The organism is Nocardioides ginsengisoli (genome assembly GCF_039537225.1).
Taxonomy (GTDB): Bacteria; Actinomycetota; Actinomycetes; order Propionibacteriales; family Nocardioidaceae; genus Nocardioides; species Nocardioides ginsengisoli.
On sequence record NZ_BAABAC010000013.1, the window covers coordinates 16,125 to 32,325 of the forward strand.

Here is a 16,201-nt window from a genome sequence, read left to right on the forward strand (position 1 = left end):
CGGTCCCTAGAAGCCCGCCTTCTCACGCCGAGACTTGGCGATCGTCTCCTCGACGACCGAGTTGAGCCGCGCCCCCTGCGGCCACCCCGCATAGTGACTGAGGAACACCACGATCTCGCGCAGCGCCTCGTCGGAGAGCTCCCCCGCAGCATGCGCCGCAGGGATCTGGATGCCCAGGACATCGGCCGCGCCCTGCCCCGCCAGCATCCCGATGAGGAGCAGCCGGCGGTCGCGGTCCGTGAGACCGGGGCGAGTCCAGATGTCGGCGAAGAGATGGTCGGCGGTGTAGCGGAAGAAGTCGCCGTCGCCGTCGGTCATGTCGAAGCCGTAGACCTGCTCCATCTTGCGCAGGCCCCTCGCCCGCTGCTCGGGCAGGTCAGCGAACTTGTCGGTCATGCGAGTCCCAGTCCTTTCCCCAGGCGAGGCAGCGCCTCGCGTGCCAGCGGTACGTCGACGCCGAGCTCGTCGGCGAGGGCGATCGCGAACGTCAGGTCCTTCTCACCGAGCGTTCGCACGTGGTCGAAGACGCCGTGCCAGAAGTCGTCCGGCGGGATCGCGGCGGTGGTGGGGCGATACATGATCGCGCCCGGGCCGCCAGTGATGGCGTCGGTATGCCGGACGACGTCGCCGAGGGCGACGAGGTCGAGTCCGGAGGCCTCGGCGAGGCGTTGGGCCTCGGTAACGGCGGTGAAGGCGACGAAGTGGATGAGATTGCGGGCGAGCTTCATCCGGGTGCCGGAGCCGATCGGACCGGCATGGACGACCTTGCTGCCCATCGCCTCGAGCACCGGGCGCGCGGCGGCGAAGGCCTCCTCGACGCCGCCGACCATGATCGCGAGGCTCCCGTCGGCGGCGCCCATGGAACCTCCGCTGACGGGCGCGTCGAGAACCGTCATCCCCGCCGCGGCGAGGGCGGCGGGAGTCTCGGGTGCGACCGTCGAGTGGACGACCAGCACCGCACCGTTGCCGACCTCGGCAGCGACGTCGCGCACCTGCGCGTCGTCGCGGACCATCACACACACCACGTCCACGGTTGCGGCGAGCTCGGCGACCGAGGCTGCCGCGGTGGCGCCGGCGGCGACCAGCTCGGCGACAGGCTCGGGCGCGACGTCGTACACGTGGACGTCGAGGCCGGGCGTCGCCGCCAGCCGCAGCGCCATCGGCTTGCCGATGTTGCCGAGGCCCACGAAGCCCGCGCGGATCACGCCGGTCATGCGCGGAAGGTCTGGCCGCCGTCGACCGCGAGGATCTGTCCCGTCACCCATGCCGCGTCGTCGGACAGCAGGAAAAGGCAGGCGCCGACCATGTCGTCGACCGAACCCATCCGCTTGAGCGCGAGGTTCTTGACCAGCTCCTTGGCCGCGTCGCCGGCCTGGACCCGGGTCGCCTCGGTGTCGGTGGGCCCGGGCGCAATGGCGTTGACCCGGATGCTCATCCCGCCGAGCTCGTGCGCGAGCTGCTGGGTGAGGCCGTTGACGCCGACCTTGGCGAGTCCGTAGAAGCCGGAGTAGAGGTAGGCCGCCGTACTGGACTGGTTGACGATGGCGCCGCCGCCGCGCCTCTGCAGCTCGGGGTAGACCGCGCGGGTCATCACGAGCGCGCCGTCCATGTTCACGCTCATGAACCTGCGGTAGTAGTCCCAGTCGACGCTGATCAGCAGGTCGAACTGCATGCTGCCGTAGATGGCTGCGTTGTTGACCAGGCCGTCGATGCCGTCGAAGCGCTCGACGGTCGCAGTGACCAGCGCCGAGGCCGACTCCGCCGACGAGACGTCGCAGTGGACGAAGAGCGCCTGCCCGCCGTCAGCCTCGATCTGCTTGGCGACCTGCTCGCCCAGCTCGGCGTTGACGTCGGCGACGACGACGGCCGCGCCCTCGGCGGCCAACGCCTTCGCGTACGCCTCGCCGATGCCCTGCGCCGCGCCCGTGACGACGACGACCTTGTTCTCGAATCTCATGCCGGCTCCGCAATCGTCTTGGTCTCCAGGTACTCCTCGAACCCGGCGACGCCCATCTCCCGGCCGATGCCGGACTGCTTGTATCCCCCGAACGGCGCGTCCGGGCTGAACCAGACGCCGCCGTTGACGGCGAGGGTCCCGGTTCGGATCCGCGCCGCAACGGCCTTCGCCCGCTCGAGCGAGGCCGAGTCGACCGATCCCGAGAGCCCGTACGGCGAGTCGTTGGCGATCCGGACCGCGTCGTCGTCGCCGTCGTGCGGGATGACGACGAGCACCGGACCGAAGATCTCCTCCTGCGCGAGCCGCGAGGTGTTGTCGAGGCCGGCGACGACGGTGGGCTGGATCCAGAAGCCGTCCTGGTCGATCACCGCGCCGCCGGTGGCGAAGGTGCCACCCTCGGCGCGGGCGACATCGAAGTAGGCGGCCACGCGGTCGCGCTGGACCTGCGAGATGACCGGGCCGCAGATCGCGCCGGGGTCGGCGGGGTCCTTGGCGCCGATCGACTCCATCGTCTGCGCGGCGACGGCGACCGCCTCGTCGTACCGGTCGCGCGGTACGACGAGCCGGGTCGTGATCGCGCAGCCCTGGCCGGCGTGGATGCAGGCGGCGAAGGCGGTCGCTCCGGCGACCGCGGCGACGTCGGCGTCGTCGAGGGCGATCGCGGCGGACTTGCCCCCGAGCTCGAGGAAGACCTTCTTCAGCGTCGGCGCCGCGGCGGCCATGATCGCGCGGCCGACATCGGTCGAGCCGGTGAACGACACCATGTCGACGCGCGGGTCGGTGGCGAGGACCGCGGCGACCTCGTTCGACCGCGGGGTCACGACATTGAAGACACCGGGCGGGATGTCGGTGTGCTCGGCGACCAGGCGACCGAGCTCGGCCGCCACCCACGGGGTGTCCGGCGCGGGCTTGAGGACGACGGTGCAGCCGGCGGCGAGCGCCGGCCCGACCTTCGCCAGGTTGATCTGGGTCGGGACGTTCCAGGGCGTGATCGCGGCTACGACGCCGACCGGCTCACGTCGTACGGTCCGGCGCGAGGGGATGCCCATCGGCGCCGCGACGCCCAGGTCGGTCTCGAACTCGTACGACGCCGCGACGTCGGTGACCCACTGCAGCCCCTCGACGGGTACGTCGAACCCCGCGGCCCCCATCATGAAGCCGGGCATGCCCACCTCGGCCGTCGTGAGCGCGCGGAAGGCGTCCGCGTTCTCGAGCAGGGCGGCGTGCAGCTGGCGCAGGCAGCGCACCCGCAGCTCGACGTCGGTCGACCATACGGACTCGTCGAACGCCCGCCGGGCCGCGGCGATCGCGGCATCGACGTCGTCGGCGGTGCCGTCGGGGGCGACGCCGATCTCCTGCCCTGTCGCGGGATTAAGGATCGGATAGGTCGCGCCCGTGGACGCCGCGACGAGCTTGCCGTCGATCAGCTGCTGCGCGGCGGGAGGCAGGCCGGTCACGAGACGGGCTCCTGGGTGACGTACTTCCCGGCCTCCACCGGCGGCGGCCACACCGTCGACGGTAGGTCCTTGCGGCGGTAGTGGCCGGGGACGTCGTGGCCGGTGACCGACATCCGCTTGAGCAGCGTGTCGGGCGCCTTGCCGGCCTCGATGATCGACAGGAAGGTGTGGGCGGTCGACGGCATGTCGAACCAGTCGCGCTGCCAGGCGATCTTGATCTGGCCGGCGTCGGCGCCGGCGGTCTGCCGCTCGACCCCGAACCACGAGCCGCCGATGCCGAGGATCTCGTACTCCTCGCCGCTGTCGTCCAGGATGCCGGAGCGCTGCTTCCAGAAGCCCACGATCATGGACTTCTGCTCGTCGATGACGGTGCAGACGTAGTCGTAGTGCCAGCCGTCGAGGCCGTCCATCTCGATGCCGATCGCCCAGTCGCGGATCTGGTCGCGGCCGACGGCCATGAAGTGCTCGTCGTGTGAGTACATCCAGCCGTAGTTGGCGTCCTCGGCGAACCACTCGGCCATCACCCGCCAGTCGCCGGTGCGCTCGGCCTCGCGGTTGATCGCCAGCCAGGACTCCCAGAACTCCTCGATCTCGGCCCTGGTGAGTGGCGGGGTCAGGTCGGTCATGTCAGTCCTCTTCGATCGAAAGGGCGAATGCGGGGCAGTACTTCACGGCGGTCGCGACATCGGTACGACGGGCCTCGGCGGGGCGCTCGTCGAGGACGATCACCACGTCGGCATCGGCGTCGAAGCCGAAGACGTCGGGGGCCTCGCCCTGGCAGAGCTGGTGTCCCTGGCACACGCTTGCGTCGGCGACGACGCGGTAGCCGGCGCTCATCGGGTCCTCCGGCGGTAGCGGACCCGGCACGGCTGCTCGAGCTGGATCACCATCTTCGAGCAGTCGTCGCGGTAGTCGTCGGCCGGCTGCGCCATCTCGAACTCGAAGTCCCGCAGGATCACCGAGAAGATGCCCTTCATCTGCATCATCGCGAAGGCATTGCCGACGCACCGGTGCTTGCCGGCGCCGAACGGGATCCAGGTCCAGCGGTTCTGCAGGTCCTCCTGGCGCGGGTCGATGTAGCGGCTCGGGTCGAACGCCTCGGCACACGGGAAGTCGGCCTCGATCCGGTTGGAGACCTTGGGCGACGCGGCGATCAGCGTCCCGGCGGGGATGGTGTGGCCGAGCAGCTCGAAGTTCTCCTGCACCAGTCGCATCAGGATGACGAGCGGCGGGTGCAGGCGCAGCGTCTCCTTGAGTGCCGCCTCCAGCACGGGGATCGAGCGCAGCGCCTGGAAGGAGACCTCGGACCCGTCGGCGTAGAGCGTGTCGAGCTCGGCGACGACGTCGGCCATCACCGACGGGTGCCGGAGCAGCTCGATCATCGCCCAGGACGCCGTGCCCGACGAGGTGTGATGGCCCGCGAACATCATCGAGATGAAGATGCCGGTGATCGTGTCGGCGTTCATGTCGATGGAGATGAGGACGTCGAGCAGGTCGCGGTTCTCCTTGGCCACCGTGCCTCGCGCCACGCGGCGGTCGATGATGTCCTGCACCAGCGCGACGAGTCGCACGCGGGCGGCGTCGCGCAACGCGAAGGACTCGATGTCGGCGTACGGGTCGACGTACGCGATGGCGTCGGTGCCGCGCTCCAGCTCGTGATAGTGGTGCGCGAAGGAGCTGTCGAGCTCCTCGCGGAAGGGCCGCCCGATCAGGCAGGACGACGTCGTGTAGATCGTCAGCTCGGCGAAGAAGTCGAGCAGGTCGATCTCGCCCTCGTCGCCCCAGTCGGCGACCATCCGGCGGATCTCGGCCTCGATCGTCTGCGCATGTCCGCGCATCTGCTCGCCGCGCAGCGCCTGGTTCTTCAGCATCTGCTGGCGCTCCTCGGGCGAGGCGTCGAAGACGACGCCCTTGCCGAAGATCGGCGTCATGAAGGGGTACGCCGCGGCCTGGTCGAGCACCTCGTCGGGCGCGCGGAAGAACGCCTCGTTGGCCTCGGCGCCGGTCACCAGGACGACGTCCTTGTCGGCGATCCGGAACCGGCCGACGTCGCCGCACTCGTCGCGCACCCGCTGGAACAGGCCGATCGGGTCGACCCTCATCTCGGGCAGATGCCCGGTGCCCTTGATGATCGCGGGCACGTCGGGGCTGTGGTCATCGAGGACGACGGAGACCTCGGGGATGTCGTTGAGCGTCACTGCGACTCCTGGACGGGGGCTTCGGGATTGACGTCGACGGGGCTCAGGTGGACGCCCCGCGGCGCGCTGACGACGGTGGTGATGGCGTCGGCGATCGCCGTCGCCTTGAGGAAGTGGGAGTGGCGCGCCTGGCCCCACTTCACCCATTCGTCGAGGACCCTGGCGGCGGCCGCGGGCTCCCAGTCCATGCCCATCTCGCTCCAGGTCGGGCCGGGACGGACGACGGACGCGCGGACGCCGGTGCCCTCGAGCTCCATCTGCAGCGACGCGACCAGCCCCTCCAGACCGGACTTCGTGGCGCTGTAGCCGCCCATGAGCGGCCGCGCCCGCAGCGCGACGTCCGACGACACGAAGACGATGTCGCCGCGCGTGCGCTCGACCATCGCCGGCACGAAGGCGCGGACCAGTCGGTGCGGGCCGAGCAGGTTGACGTCGATCTCGCGCGCCAGCCGCTCGCTGTCGGTGTCGAGCAGCGCGCCCGGGCCGATCAGCGCGGCATTGCTGACGACGACCTCGACGTCGCCGAGGTCGGCCGCGGCCTTGGCCGCGAACTCCGCCACCGACGCATCGGAGGCTACGTCGAGCGGGTGGGCGACGGCCTCTCCCCCGGCGGCGCGGATCGCGGCGGCCAGCTCCTCGCAGCGCTCGACCCGGCGGGCGCCGAGGGCGACCGGAAAGTCCGCCGCAGCAAGGGCTTTCGCCGTCGCGGCGCCGATGCCGCTGGACGCGCCGGCGACGACGGCGGGCCGGCGTAGCGGCTGGTCGTACCGGCCCATGCTCAGAGTCCCCTCTCGCGGAGGCTCACCGGCAGCGCGGCGAATCCGCGCACGCTGGTGGAGTGGACGCGCACCGCGCGGTCGGCGTGGACCTCGAAGTCCTCGACCCGCCGGGCGAGCTCGGTGAGGACGACGCGCGCCTCGAGCCGCGCGAGGTTGGCGCCGAGGCAGAAGTGCCGGCCGGTGCCGAAGCTCAGGATCTGCGACAGCTCGGCCTTCTCGCGATGGATGTCGTACGACGTCGGGTCGGTGAAGACGCGCTCGTCGCGGTTGGCCGAGCCCAGCAGCACCAGCGCCTTCGCGCCCGCGGGGATGGTCGCGCCGCCGATCGCGGCGTCCTTGACGACAGAGCGCGCGAGCATCTGGCTCGACGTGTCGTGGCGCAGCGTCTCCTCGATCCACGCCGGCACCAGGTCGGGGTCGGCGAGCACCTGGGCGCGCTGCTCGGGGTGGGCGGAGAGGTGGAAGAGCGCATTGCCGAGCAGCTTGGTCGTCGTCTCGTTGCCGGCGACGACCATGAGGAACAGGAACGCCATGATCTCGCCGTCGCGCAGCCGGTCACCGTCGACCTCGGCCGCGAGGAGCGCCGAGGTGAGGTCGTCGGTCGGCTGCCTGCGGCGCTGCTGCACCATCTCGGAGTAGTAGGTCATCAGCGCGATGGACGCCTCCATGCCGGCCCGCGGCACATCGCGGATGCCGTCCTCGCGGTGGACGACGAGGTCGGCGAGCCGTCGTACCTCGTCGCGGTCGGACTCCGGGACGCCCATCATCTCGGAGATGACGTCCATCGGAAGCTTGCCGGCGAAGTCGCCGATCCAGTCGGCCTCCCCGCCGTCGGCGCAGCGCGCGAACGTCGTCGCGAGGTAGCGATCGGTGAGCGCCCGCACCTCCGGCTCGAGCTCGCGCACCCGCCGCGGCGTGAAGGCGGCGGACACCAGCTTGCGGATCCGGGACTGCTCGGCGCCGTCGAGCGCGAGGAAGGACATCACCCGGTGCGCGTCCGGGCTCCATGCGGTCGCGTCGAGCGAGACGCCCATCCGGTTGGAGAAGGTCTCGTCGTCGCGCAGGACGGCGAACACGTCGGCGTGCCGCGAGACCACCCAGAGGTCGTCGGCCGCGAAGTGATGGACGGGCGCCTCGTCGCGCAGCCGCCGGTACGTCGGATAGGGGTCGTCCTGAAAGGCGTAGTCGTAGGGGTCGAAGCGCAGCTCGCTCGCGGTCGTCGTCATGCGTCGCCCCGCATGATCACGGCGACGGCGGAGACCAGCATGTCGGCGATCTGGTCGTAGGTGAGCAGGCCCATGCCCGCCTGGAGCAGTGCGCCGGAGAAGGTCAGCACCAGGACCTCGAGCACCGCCTGGTCGGCCTGCGGCCCGAGCGCGGCCTCGAACCGGGCGACGAACTCGGCGCCGATCTTGAGGCGCAGCCGCGCGACGTCGGGATCGGAGCCGAGCAGCGCCGGCGTCACCGCGGCGGCGAGCTCGGGCTCCTCGACGATCCGCGCGGTGAGCGCGCGCATCGTGCCCTGGAGCCGCTCGGTCGCCGTGCCACCGGCGCCGACGGCGAGGTCGGCGGCGCTCAGGTGGCGCCAGAAGAGCTCGGCGAACAGGTGGTTCTTCGAGGCCAGGTACGTGTAGGCCGTGGCGGGCGAGACGCCTGCGCGCTGGGCGACGGTGCGGATGGTGAGCGCCTCGTGGCCCACCGCCCGCAGCTCCTCGAGACCGGCGGCGAGGAGCCGCTCGACGGTCTCGGCCTGGCGCGGGTTCAGACCCTGGCGAGGCGCTTCGAACACTTGACTGGACACGTGTCCAACATAGGAGACGTTTCCGATGCACGCAAGACATTTCTAGAACGTGTTCTTATCTTGGGAGCATGCGCAACGGCATCGTCCTCTTCACGTCCGACCGCGGCATCACGCCGGCCCGCCTCGCCCAGGCGGCCGAGGAGCGCGGCTTCGACACCATCTACGTTCCCGAGCACACGCACATCCCGGTCCGCCGGGACGCTCTGCACCCGACGGGCGGCGCGGACCTCCCCGACGACCGCTACCTGCGCACCCTCGACCCGTGGGTCTCACTGGCCACCTGCGCCGCGGTGACGACGCGGATCGCCCTCTCCACCGCAGTTTCCCTGCCCGTCGAGTCGGACCCGATCACGCTCGCCAAGACGCTCGCGACACTCGACCACCTGTCCGGCGGCCGGGTCACGATCGGCGCCGGCTTCGGCTGGAACACCGACGAGCTCACCGACCACCACGTCCCGGCGGCCAAGCGGCGCACCGTCCTCGCGGAGTACCTCGGCGCGATGCGGGCGCTGTGGACCCAGGAGGAGGCGTCGTACGACGGCGAGTTCGTCTCCTTCGGCCCGAGCTGGGCCTACCCGAAGCCCCCGCAGGGCCGGATCCCCGTCATCATCGGCGCCGGCGCCGGCCCGAAGACGATGAAGTGGATCGCCACCCACGCCGACGGCTGGATGACCACTCCGACGTCGACCGACGTCGCGGCGAGCGCCGAGCTGCTGCGCAAGGAGTGGGCCGAGGCGGGGCGCGACGGCGAGCCCGACGTCCGGGTCCTGGTCGCGAAGAAGCCCGCCGCCGAGGACTTCGCGGACTGGGCCGCGGCCGGCGCCTCCGAGCTGATCTGGGGCGTGCCCGACTCCGACGAGTCGGTCGTGCTCGGCTACCTCGACAAGCTGGCCGGCAGGCTCGAGCTGAGCGCGTGAGCAGCCGGTACGCCGAGCTCTCGCGGACCGAGCTTGCCACGCTGGTGCCCGAGCTGCTGCTGATGGGGCAGCTCATCGACCGGTCCGGGATGGCCTGGTGCATCGCCGCGTTCGGGCGCGAGGAGATGCTGCAGATCGCGATCGAGGAGTGGGCGACGGCGAGTCCGATCTACACCCGGCGGATGCAGGAGGCGCTGGGGTACGCGCCCGCCGTACCGGGTGAGGGCGACGTGGTCACCATCTTCAAGGGCCTGCAGCTCGACATCGGCGCGCCGCCGCAGTTCATGGACTTCCGCTACACGGTGCACGACCCGTGGCACGGCGAGTTCCGGCTCGACCACTGCGGCGCGCTGATGGACGTGGAGCCGATGGGCGAGGACTACGTCCGCGGGATGTGCCACGACATCGAGGACCCCACCTTCGACGCCACGGCCATCGCCACCAACCCGCACGCGCAGGTGCGGCCGATCCACCGGCCGCCCCGCGTCCCCGCCGACCGGGCCCCGCACTGCGCGTGGACGGTGACCATCGATCCGTCGTACCCGGAGCCGGCGGCGCAGCCCGGCCTCGAGGTCAACGCCCGCTCGCGCGCGGCCCTGCTGGAGCTCGCGCCGATCGACCCGACCGACGAGGGGCTCGCCGACTACAGCGGTCCCCTCCTCTCCGACGTCGACTTCGCCGCCTTCTCCCACTCCGCGCTGGTGCGGATCGCCGACGAGGTCTGCCTCCAGATGCACCTCCTCGACCGCGGCTTCGCGATGGCGGTCGCCGAGCGGACCGAGACCGCCGCCGAGCTCGAGCGGATCCGCCGCAAGCAGCTCGTCGGCGTCGCGGGCATCGGCGCGGAGCGGCTCGCCCGCGCACTCGGCCTGCTCGGCACAAGCGACCCGGTGGCCGCCGCGGTGCGCCTGCTCGCCGTGCACCCGCTGCTCAACCCGGCGGCCTATGTGTCGGCGTCGGTGGCCTCCGACTCGGTCGAGGTGCGGCCGTCGCCGGCCCATGAGGACGCCGCATGGATCGCCCTGTGCGGGCCGGACTGGACGGCGGCACTGCAGGCCGTCGTACGGGCGGTCGACGCACGCCTCGACGTCGAGGTCACCGTCCTCGCCGACCTCGGTGACGGCAGCGGCGGGTGGCGGGCCACCGTGGTACTGGGCGCCGAGGCGGCGCCGGAGGCCGACGAGGTCGCGGTGACCCGGTTCAGCTCGGGCGCGGGGTTCGAGTTCGAGCCGCGGCGGTCGCTGCCGATCACGCCCGCCTGAGGCCCGACTTCCTGACGGAAACTTGCACTTCCTGACCGTTGCAACCGTCAGGAAGCGCAGGAATCCCCGCTGAAGCGGGGATTCCTGCAGCCCCACTCAGCCCGTCAGCCGCGGCGTCCCGCAGTCCACCTTCGGCACCGCCTGCACCGTCCCACCCGCCACGTCGATCCCGAGCGTGCGCAGCAGCGGGTCGAGCAGCCACTTGTCGAGCGTGCCGACGAGCGGGTTGACCAGGCTCTCGAGCGCAAGGTTGACCACCCACTGCAGCAGGCTGCCGATGCCGAGGAACTCCAGCAGGTCCGACAGCGGGCCGAGGCCACCGAGTAGCTTGAGGTCCTGCAGTGCGAGGTGCAGGGTCGGGATGCCGAGGCCGCTGATGCTGGCGGGCAGGCGGGGGCTGTAGTCGTCGTTGACGATGTCGATGTGGTCCTGACGGGTGGGGCGGCTCATGCTCTGCCCCGAGGTGAGCGCGACGGTGCCGCTCACGACGTCGATGCCGCTCCAGCCGGGAAGGCCGACGTCGAACAGCGCGATCCGCATCTTCGGCGATGACGGCTCCCCCGCCCGCTGCCCCAGCCGTACGTCGACCCCGAGCAGGCCGCTGTCGATGAGCAGGTCGATGCGCTTGCCCTGCGGCAGGCAGCGCACCGCCCGGACGACGGCGCTGGCGTCGGCGAGCGTGACCCGGATCGACAGCGGCAGCTGGACCTTGATGATCCCGAGGTCGAGAGCGAGCGCGTCGCCGTTGAGGTCGACCTCGATCTGCGAGCTCGACACGTCGCCGTCGCAGTCGATGACCGGTTTCTGGCCGACCTTCACCGACGCGGTCAGGTTGACCAGGCTCTTGCCGCCCGGCCCGATCGGGAGCGGCAGCTTGATGCCGAGCGGGAGCTTGATGACGTTGGTGCCGTTGGCGATCGCGAGCGACCCGGCCACCAGGTCGAGCAGGTTGAGATCGAGCTCGGCGGCCGCGTCCTCGGCGGTGTCGAGGTCGACCAGGTCGCCGAGGTTGATGTTCGCATTGGGCAGGTTGGCCTGGATGCCGCCGTACACATTGCGGAGCAGGTCGATCTCCGCGAGCTTGCCGCTCTGCCGCTCCAGCGCGTGGATCGCGGCGAGCATCAGCTTGGAGATGCCGACGCCGACGCCCGCGACCTCAGTGAACGAGGCGGCGGAGATGTCGGCGGCGACCAGCGGGTCGAGCTCCTCGATCAGGTCGAGCAGCTTGATGTTGACGCCGGCCAGGCCGGCATCCGGGTCGAGCACCTTCAGCGCCAGCTGCGAGCCGAGGACGTTGCCGAGCAGCGGGTTGAGCAGCCACGAGCGGCCGGTGTCGAGCTGTGCGGCGTACGAGCTGACCTGGAGACATGCCGTCGTCCGCGCCGTCGCCACCGCCGACCGCGTCGCGCCGCCCTTGCCGACGCCGGTCACCCCACCGAACGCGAAGGCGACCTCTGAGCGCGCCACCACCCGCACGCCGCCGGGGACCTCGGTGGCCCGGGCCGCCCGCCACACCTGCTTGTCCCGTACGACGAGCTCCCAGCCCACGTCCTTGGCCGGCACCTCGCCGCCCACCAGTGCGCTGTTGCGGCGCAGGCTGGCTGCCTTGGCGACATCGATCCGGGCGCGGTCGGCGCTGGAGTATTCCCCCGCCTTCGCGCCGGTCAGCTCACGCGACAGGTCGAGCGCGACCAGGTCGGCCACGGCCTGCAGGTCGCGGCGCAGCACCCGCTGCATGCCGATGTCGACCACGAAGGCGGCCGAGATCACCATGACCGCCGTGCAGATGGCAATGAGGACGGCGCTCACGCCGCGCTCGTCCGTCCGGGCGCGCTCCATCGCCGGGACTCCCTCCCGTCAAGGTCCCGGCGCCGATCCCCCACCGCCGCCGCGGACTCCTCCCTTGGCGCCCCCACGCCGAGGGGAGCGTACCGGAGCGGGCGCTTGGTCGGAGGCGGGACCGGCGAGGTCGTCCGCGCTACGCGCGCCGCTCGAACGTGATGCCCGCCCGCTGCAGCCGCTTGAGCAGCGCCTCGCCCATCGCGGTGGCGGTGGTGACCTGCCCGGCGACGTTCGGGTTCTCGTCGAGCGCGAGGCACAGCGCCGCCTCCGCGAGCATCTTCGCGGTCTCGGTGTAGCCGGGGTCGCCGCCCGAGACGCGGGTGCGCACCTCGGCGCCGTTCGACGAGGCGACGAAGTCGACGGTGAACCACGACTTCTCGCGGCGTCGCGCCGACGGCCCCTCGCCCTGCGGGACCCGCTTCAGCAGGGCGTTGCGCAGTGGTGGGACCTGGGCGGCGAGGGTGAGACCGGTGACGCCGACCGCGCCACCCGCGGCGTAGCGCAGGGTCTTGGTGCCGGCGAAGTGGGAGTAGGTGAACGCCGGCCCGTACGACGGAAGCGCCGCGCCGCTGCGCGCCACCACGAGCGGGTCGATCGTGGGCAGCGGGAGCAGCCAGTAGCCGAGCTCGCCGTCGCGGCGGGGCCGGCCGGCGACGGCGCGCGAGCGGCGCCCCTCGGGGCGCGGCTCGAGCCGGCGCCGCGCCGACGAGGCCTCCTTCATCTGCCGGGCACGCGCGAACGCGTTGAGGGCGGAGTGGAAGGTGCCGCCGGAGAAGCCGGCGCCCGCGCGGACGACGCCGCGCATCGACACCGGCGCGGTGATCTCGCCGCCGAGCTCGCGGGCGAGCTCCTGGATCGTGAAGTATGCGCCGAGATCGTGCGGGATCGAGTCGAAGCCGCAGCAGTGCACCAGCCGCGCGCCCGAGCCCTCGGCGGCGGCGTTGTGCTCGACATAGGTCCGGTCGACGAACTCGGGCTCGCCGGTCAGGTCGACGTAGTCGGTGCCGGCGTTGGCGCACGCGGCGACCAGCGGGCCGCCGTACTCGAGGTAGGGGCCGACCGTCGTCGCCACCACCTTCGTGGTCGCGGCGACCTCGGCGAGCGCGTCGACATCGGTGGCGTCGGCGACGAGCAGCGGTACGTCGACGCCGAGCCGGTCGCGGACCTCGGCGAGCCGCGTCTCGCTGCGCCCGGCGAGCGCCCAGCGCAGGCCGGCCGGCGCGTGCGCGGCGAGGTAGTCGGCGGTCAGGCCGCCGGTGAAGCCGGTGGCCCCGAAGAGGACGACGTCGTACGGGCGTGCGGTGTCAGCCATGGCGGTCACTCTGTCATCGGTCCCGATCCCGATGGAACCCCACGACCTGTCGGCTGCGTCCTAGGTTCAGCGCGACCGGCAGGAGAGCACGTGGAACCCGAGGACGAGAAGGCGTACGCCGACTACGTCGAGCAGAGCTGGCCGACCCTCGTCCGGGCGGCGGTCTTCCTCGGCGCGCGCCCGCACGAGGCCGAGGAACTCGCCCAGGCCACGCTGGTCCGCTGCTACACCGGCTGGGACCGGGTGAGCAGCGCCGACGACCGTGACGCCTATGTCTACCGGATGCTCCTCAACTGCCTGCGCGACGTGCGCCGCACCCGCTGGTGGAAGGACCGTCAGTACGACGTGCCGCCCGAGCCCGTCGATCCCGGACAGCCCGGACAGCCCGGACAGCCCGGACAGCCCGGACAGCCCGGACAGCACGGACAGCACGGACAGCACGGACAGCACGGCCACCCCGACACCGCCGAGCGGATCGCGGTCGCCGACGCCGTCCACCGCGCTCTCGCCGCGCTGTCCAAGCCCGCCCGCGACGTGGTCGTGCTCCGCTACTTCGTCCAGCTCACGGAGAGGCAGACCGCCGAGGCGCTCGGCGTGCCGCCAGGGACGGTCAAGAGCCGGCTCTCCCGCGCGCTCGCCCATCTCGCCGCCAACGACCACCTCCTCGACCTGTCCGGAGGCACGAAGTGACCGACCTCGAACGACTCTGGGACGACTACCCCACCGATCCCGCCCCCACCCGCGCGATCCTCGCGGCCGCCCACGGCCGGCCGCGCGCGCGCCGACGCCTGCTGGTGCGTCCCCTGCTCTCCGCCGGCGTGGTGACCGCGCTCGCCGGCGCCTTCGTCACCGGAGTCTTCGTCTCGGGCGGCGGTGACGGCGGCGGTGACGGCGGCAGCCCCGGCGCCGGGCCCGGTGGCGGCGGCGACCTGCCGCGGCATGTCGCCTTCCAGGCCGACCTGGCGCCGGCGAAGTCGTGTGCCGACCTGCTCCGGGCCTACGTCGACCGCGGGCTCGACCAGGTCGGACCGTGGGGCTGGGGCATGCCGGACCTGAAGGTCTACGAGTCCTCGCTCAGCGCCCTGAGCATGAAGCGCGACGCGGCCGCCACGCCCGGCACCGTCCGCCAGAACAGCAGCGACACCGGCACCAACGTCCAGGAGACCGGCGTCGACGAGCCCGACACGGTCAAGACCGACGGCACGCTCCTGGCCGTCGTGCGCGGCGACGAGCTCACGACGTACGACGTCACCGGCTCCTCCACCCGCCGGCTCGGGTCGCTCCGGCTCCCCGGGGTCGCGGACGCCGAGATCCTGCTCAGCGGCGACACACTGGTCGCCGTCGGCGCCGACGACGGCCATCGCGACACGGGCACGCGGGTCGTGACCGTCTCGCTCGCCGACCCGACGCAGCCGTCGGTCTCCGACCAGGTCGCCTACGACGCGCGGCTGGTGTCCGCGCGCCAGCACGGCAGTGCGATCCGGATCGTGCTGGCGAGCCCGCTGCCCGACCTCGACTTCGTCAGCCCCGGCCGCCACCGCACCACCCGGCAGGCGCTGGCCGAGAACCGCCGCATCGTCGAGCGGAGCACCATCGACGACTGGCTGCCGACGATGGCCGTCGACGACGGGAAGGCAACGGACCTGCTCGACTGCGGCGACGTCGCCGTGCCGTCCGACGCCATCGCGGTCGGCACCACCAGCGTGGTCGGCTTCGCGGCCGACGCCCCGGCGAAGGTCGACGCGATCGCGCTGGCCGGACAGACCGACATCGCTTACGAGTCGGCCGACCACCTCTACCTCGCCACCAGCGGCAACGCCTTCGTCGACTGCATCCGCTGCCCCTACCAGGCCGGCCCGCTGCTCGGCCGCCGCAACCTGGGCACGTCGTACCTCTTCGACTTCGCGCTCGACGGCGTCCGGGCCACGCACGTCGCGTCCGGCCAGGTGGAGGGCGTGATCCGCGACCGGTGGTCGATGGACGAGGCCGGCGGCGTGCTGCGGGTCGCGGTCGCGCCGAGCAGCGAGACCGGGCCGTTCAACGCGATCGTCACCTTCGCCCGCGACGCACAGGACCTCGTCGAGCGCGGCCGGCTCGACCACCTCGGCCGCAACGAGGAGCTGCAGTCGGTGCGCTGGTTCGACGACCTCGCCCTCCTGGTCACCTACCGGCAGGTCGACCCGCTCTACTCCGTCGACCTCACCGACACCGCCCACCCGCGGCTGATCGGCGGGCTCAAGGTGCCCGGCTTCTCGGCGTACCTCCATCCGCTCGGGAAGTCGCGGATGATCGGGGTCGGCGAGGGACCGGACGGCAGGGGCGGCTGGGGCGCGCGGATCGGGCTGTTCTACGTCCGCGACGTGCGGCACGTGCGGCTGGTCAACGCGATCTCCTACGGCAGTGACAGCCAGGCCCTCGCCGGCGGCGACCCGCGCACGTTCACCTGGCTGCCGTCGCACCGGACGATCCTGACCGTCGTCGAGCGCTGGGCCGGCGACCGTCGAGTCGGCTACCTCTCGGTGCTCAGGCTGGCCGGGGGGCGGCTGCACGAGCACCGGATGGCGGTCGAGTACGGCGACGACGTCGACCTGGTGCGCGCCGTACCGATGCCCGACGGGCGGGTCGTCCTGGTGACCGGCGAGAAGGCGCAGTTCTTCGAGCTGTGACGGTGGCCCG

At 71.9% G+C, this 16,201-nt stretch carries 16 protein-coding genes; 4 read left to right on the forward strand and 12 right to left on the reverse strand.

Annotated features, from left to right (window positions below; genetic code table 11):
- Positions 1–6: 6 nt before the first annotated feature.
- Genes AB4880_RS06540 through AB4880_RS06585 form a run of 10 tightly spaced genes read right to left on the reverse strand, consistent with a single transcriptional unit; the run spans position 7 to position 8,192 of the window.
- Positions 7–396, reverse strand: coding sequence for a carboxymuconolactone decarboxylase family protein (locus AB4880_RS06540; protein WP_367918408.1), 390 nt, complete (start codon positions 394–396; stop codon positions 7–9).
- On the reverse strand, positions 393–1,214 hold the full coding sequence (locus AB4880_RS06545) for an NAD(P)-dependent oxidoreductase (RefSeq protein ID WP_367918409.1): 822 nt from the start codon (positions 1,212–1,214) through the stop codon (positions 393–395). Before AB4880_RS06545 ends, AB4880_RS06540 begins: the two co-directional genes overlap by 4 nt.
- Entirely contained in the window at positions 1,211–1,957 is a 747-nt protein-coding gene (locus tag AB4880_RS06550; protein WP_367918410.1) for an SDR family oxidoreductase, read from the reverse strand. Before AB4880_RS06550 ends, AB4880_RS06545 begins: the two co-directional genes overlap by 4 nt.
- Positions 1,954–3,414 carry an aldehyde dehydrogenase gene (locus AB4880_RS06555; protein WP_367918411.1) on the reverse strand — a complete coding sequence of 487 codons (1,461 nt, stop codon included), beginning with the start codon at positions 3,412–3,414 and terminating at the stop codon, positions 1,954–1,956. The genes AB4880_RS06550 and AB4880_RS06555 overlap by 4 nt, the downstream gene beginning before the upstream one ends.
- Entirely contained in the window at positions 3,411–4,040 is a 630-nt protein-coding gene (locus AB4880_RS06560; RefSeq protein ID WP_367918412.1) for a hypothetical protein, read from the reverse strand. The genes AB4880_RS06555 and AB4880_RS06560 overlap by 4 nt, the downstream gene beginning before the upstream one ends.
- A gap of 1 nt (position 4,041) precedes the next feature.
- Positions 4,042–4,251 carry a ferredoxin gene (locus tag AB4880_RS06565; RefSeq protein ID WP_367918413.1) on the reverse strand — a complete coding sequence of 70 codons (210 nt, stop codon included), beginning with the start codon at positions 4,249–4,251 and terminating at the stop codon, positions 4,042–4,044.
- Positions 4,248–5,612 (reverse strand): cytochrome P450, encoded by a 1,365-nt coding sequence (locus AB4880_RS06570; RefSeq protein ID WP_367918414.1) that lies wholly within the window; start codon positions 5,610–5,612, stop codon positions 4,248–4,250. The genes AB4880_RS06565 and AB4880_RS06570 overlap by 4 nt, the downstream gene beginning before the upstream one ends.
- The gene (locus tag AB4880_RS06575; protein ID WP_367918415.1) at positions 5,609–6,388 is read right to left on the reverse strand and encodes an SDR family oxidoreductase; all 780 of its coding nucleotides are present in this window, start codon (positions 6,386–6,388) and stop codon (positions 5,609–5,611) included. Before AB4880_RS06575 ends, AB4880_RS06570 begins: the two co-directional genes overlap by 4 nt.
- Positions 6,389–6,390: 2 nt before the next feature.
- On the reverse strand, positions 6,391–7,617 hold the full coding sequence (locus AB4880_RS06580) for a cytochrome P450 (RefSeq protein WP_367918416.1): 1,227 nt from the start codon (positions 7,615–7,617) through the stop codon (positions 6,391–6,393).
- Entirely contained in the window at positions 7,614–8,192 is a 579-nt protein-coding gene (locus AB4880_RS06585) for a TetR/AcrR family transcriptional regulator (RefSeq protein ID WP_367918417.1), read from the reverse strand. The genes AB4880_RS06580 and AB4880_RS06585 overlap by 4 nt, the downstream gene beginning before the upstream one ends.
- Before the next feature lie 68 nt (positions 8,193–8,260).
- Between AB4880_RS06585 and AB4880_RS06590 the strand changes: the two genes are divergently transcribed.
- Together AB4880_RS06590 and AB4880_RS06595 are read left to right on the forward strand one after the other, a co-directional pair.
- The gene (locus AB4880_RS06590) at positions 8,261–9,109 is read left to right on the forward strand and encodes an LLM class F420-dependent oxidoreductase (RefSeq protein WP_367918418.1); all 849 of its coding nucleotides are present in this window, start codon (positions 8,261–8,263) and stop codon (positions 9,107–9,109) included.
- Positions 9,106–10,371, forward strand: coding sequence for a hypothetical protein (locus AB4880_RS06595; RefSeq protein ID WP_367918419.1), 1,266 nt, complete (start codon positions 9,106–9,108; stop codon positions 10,369–10,371). Before AB4880_RS06590 ends, AB4880_RS06595 begins: the two co-directional genes overlap by 4 nt.
- A 96-nt stretch (positions 10,372–10,467) precedes the next feature.
- Here AB4880_RS06595 and AB4880_RS06600 read toward each other — a convergent pair whose 3' ends face one another.
- Both AB4880_RS06600 and AB4880_RS06605 read right to left on the reverse strand, forming a co-directional pair.
- A complete protein-coding gene (locus AB4880_RS06600) occupies positions 10,468–12,180 on the reverse strand; it encodes a pilus assembly protein TadG-related protein (RefSeq protein ID WP_367918420.1) in 1,713 nt (570 codons plus the stop codon).
- 169 nt (positions 12,181–12,349) lie between these two features.
- Positions 12,350–13,525 carry a saccharopine dehydrogenase family protein gene (locus AB4880_RS06605; RefSeq protein ID WP_367918421.1) on the reverse strand — a complete coding sequence of 392 codons (1,176 nt, stop codon included), beginning with the start codon at positions 13,523–13,525 and terminating at the stop codon, positions 12,350–12,352.
- A gap of 90 nt (positions 13,526–13,615) precedes the next feature.
- On the opposite strand from AB4880_RS06605, the gene AB4880_RS06610 reads away from it, so the two are divergent.
- Complete coding sequence (locus AB4880_RS06610) at positions 13,616–14,215, forward strand: sigma-70 family RNA polymerase sigma factor (RefSeq protein WP_367918422.1); 600 nt, start codon at positions 13,616–13,618, stop codon at positions 14,213–14,215.
- On the forward strand, positions 14,212–16,191 hold the full coding sequence (locus AB4880_RS06615; RefSeq protein WP_367918423.1) for a beta-propeller domain-containing protein: 1,980 nt from the start codon (positions 14,212–14,214) through the stop codon (positions 16,189–16,191). Before AB4880_RS06610 ends, AB4880_RS06615 begins: the two co-directional genes overlap by 4 nt.
- Positions 16,192–16,201: the final 10 nt, after the last annotated feature.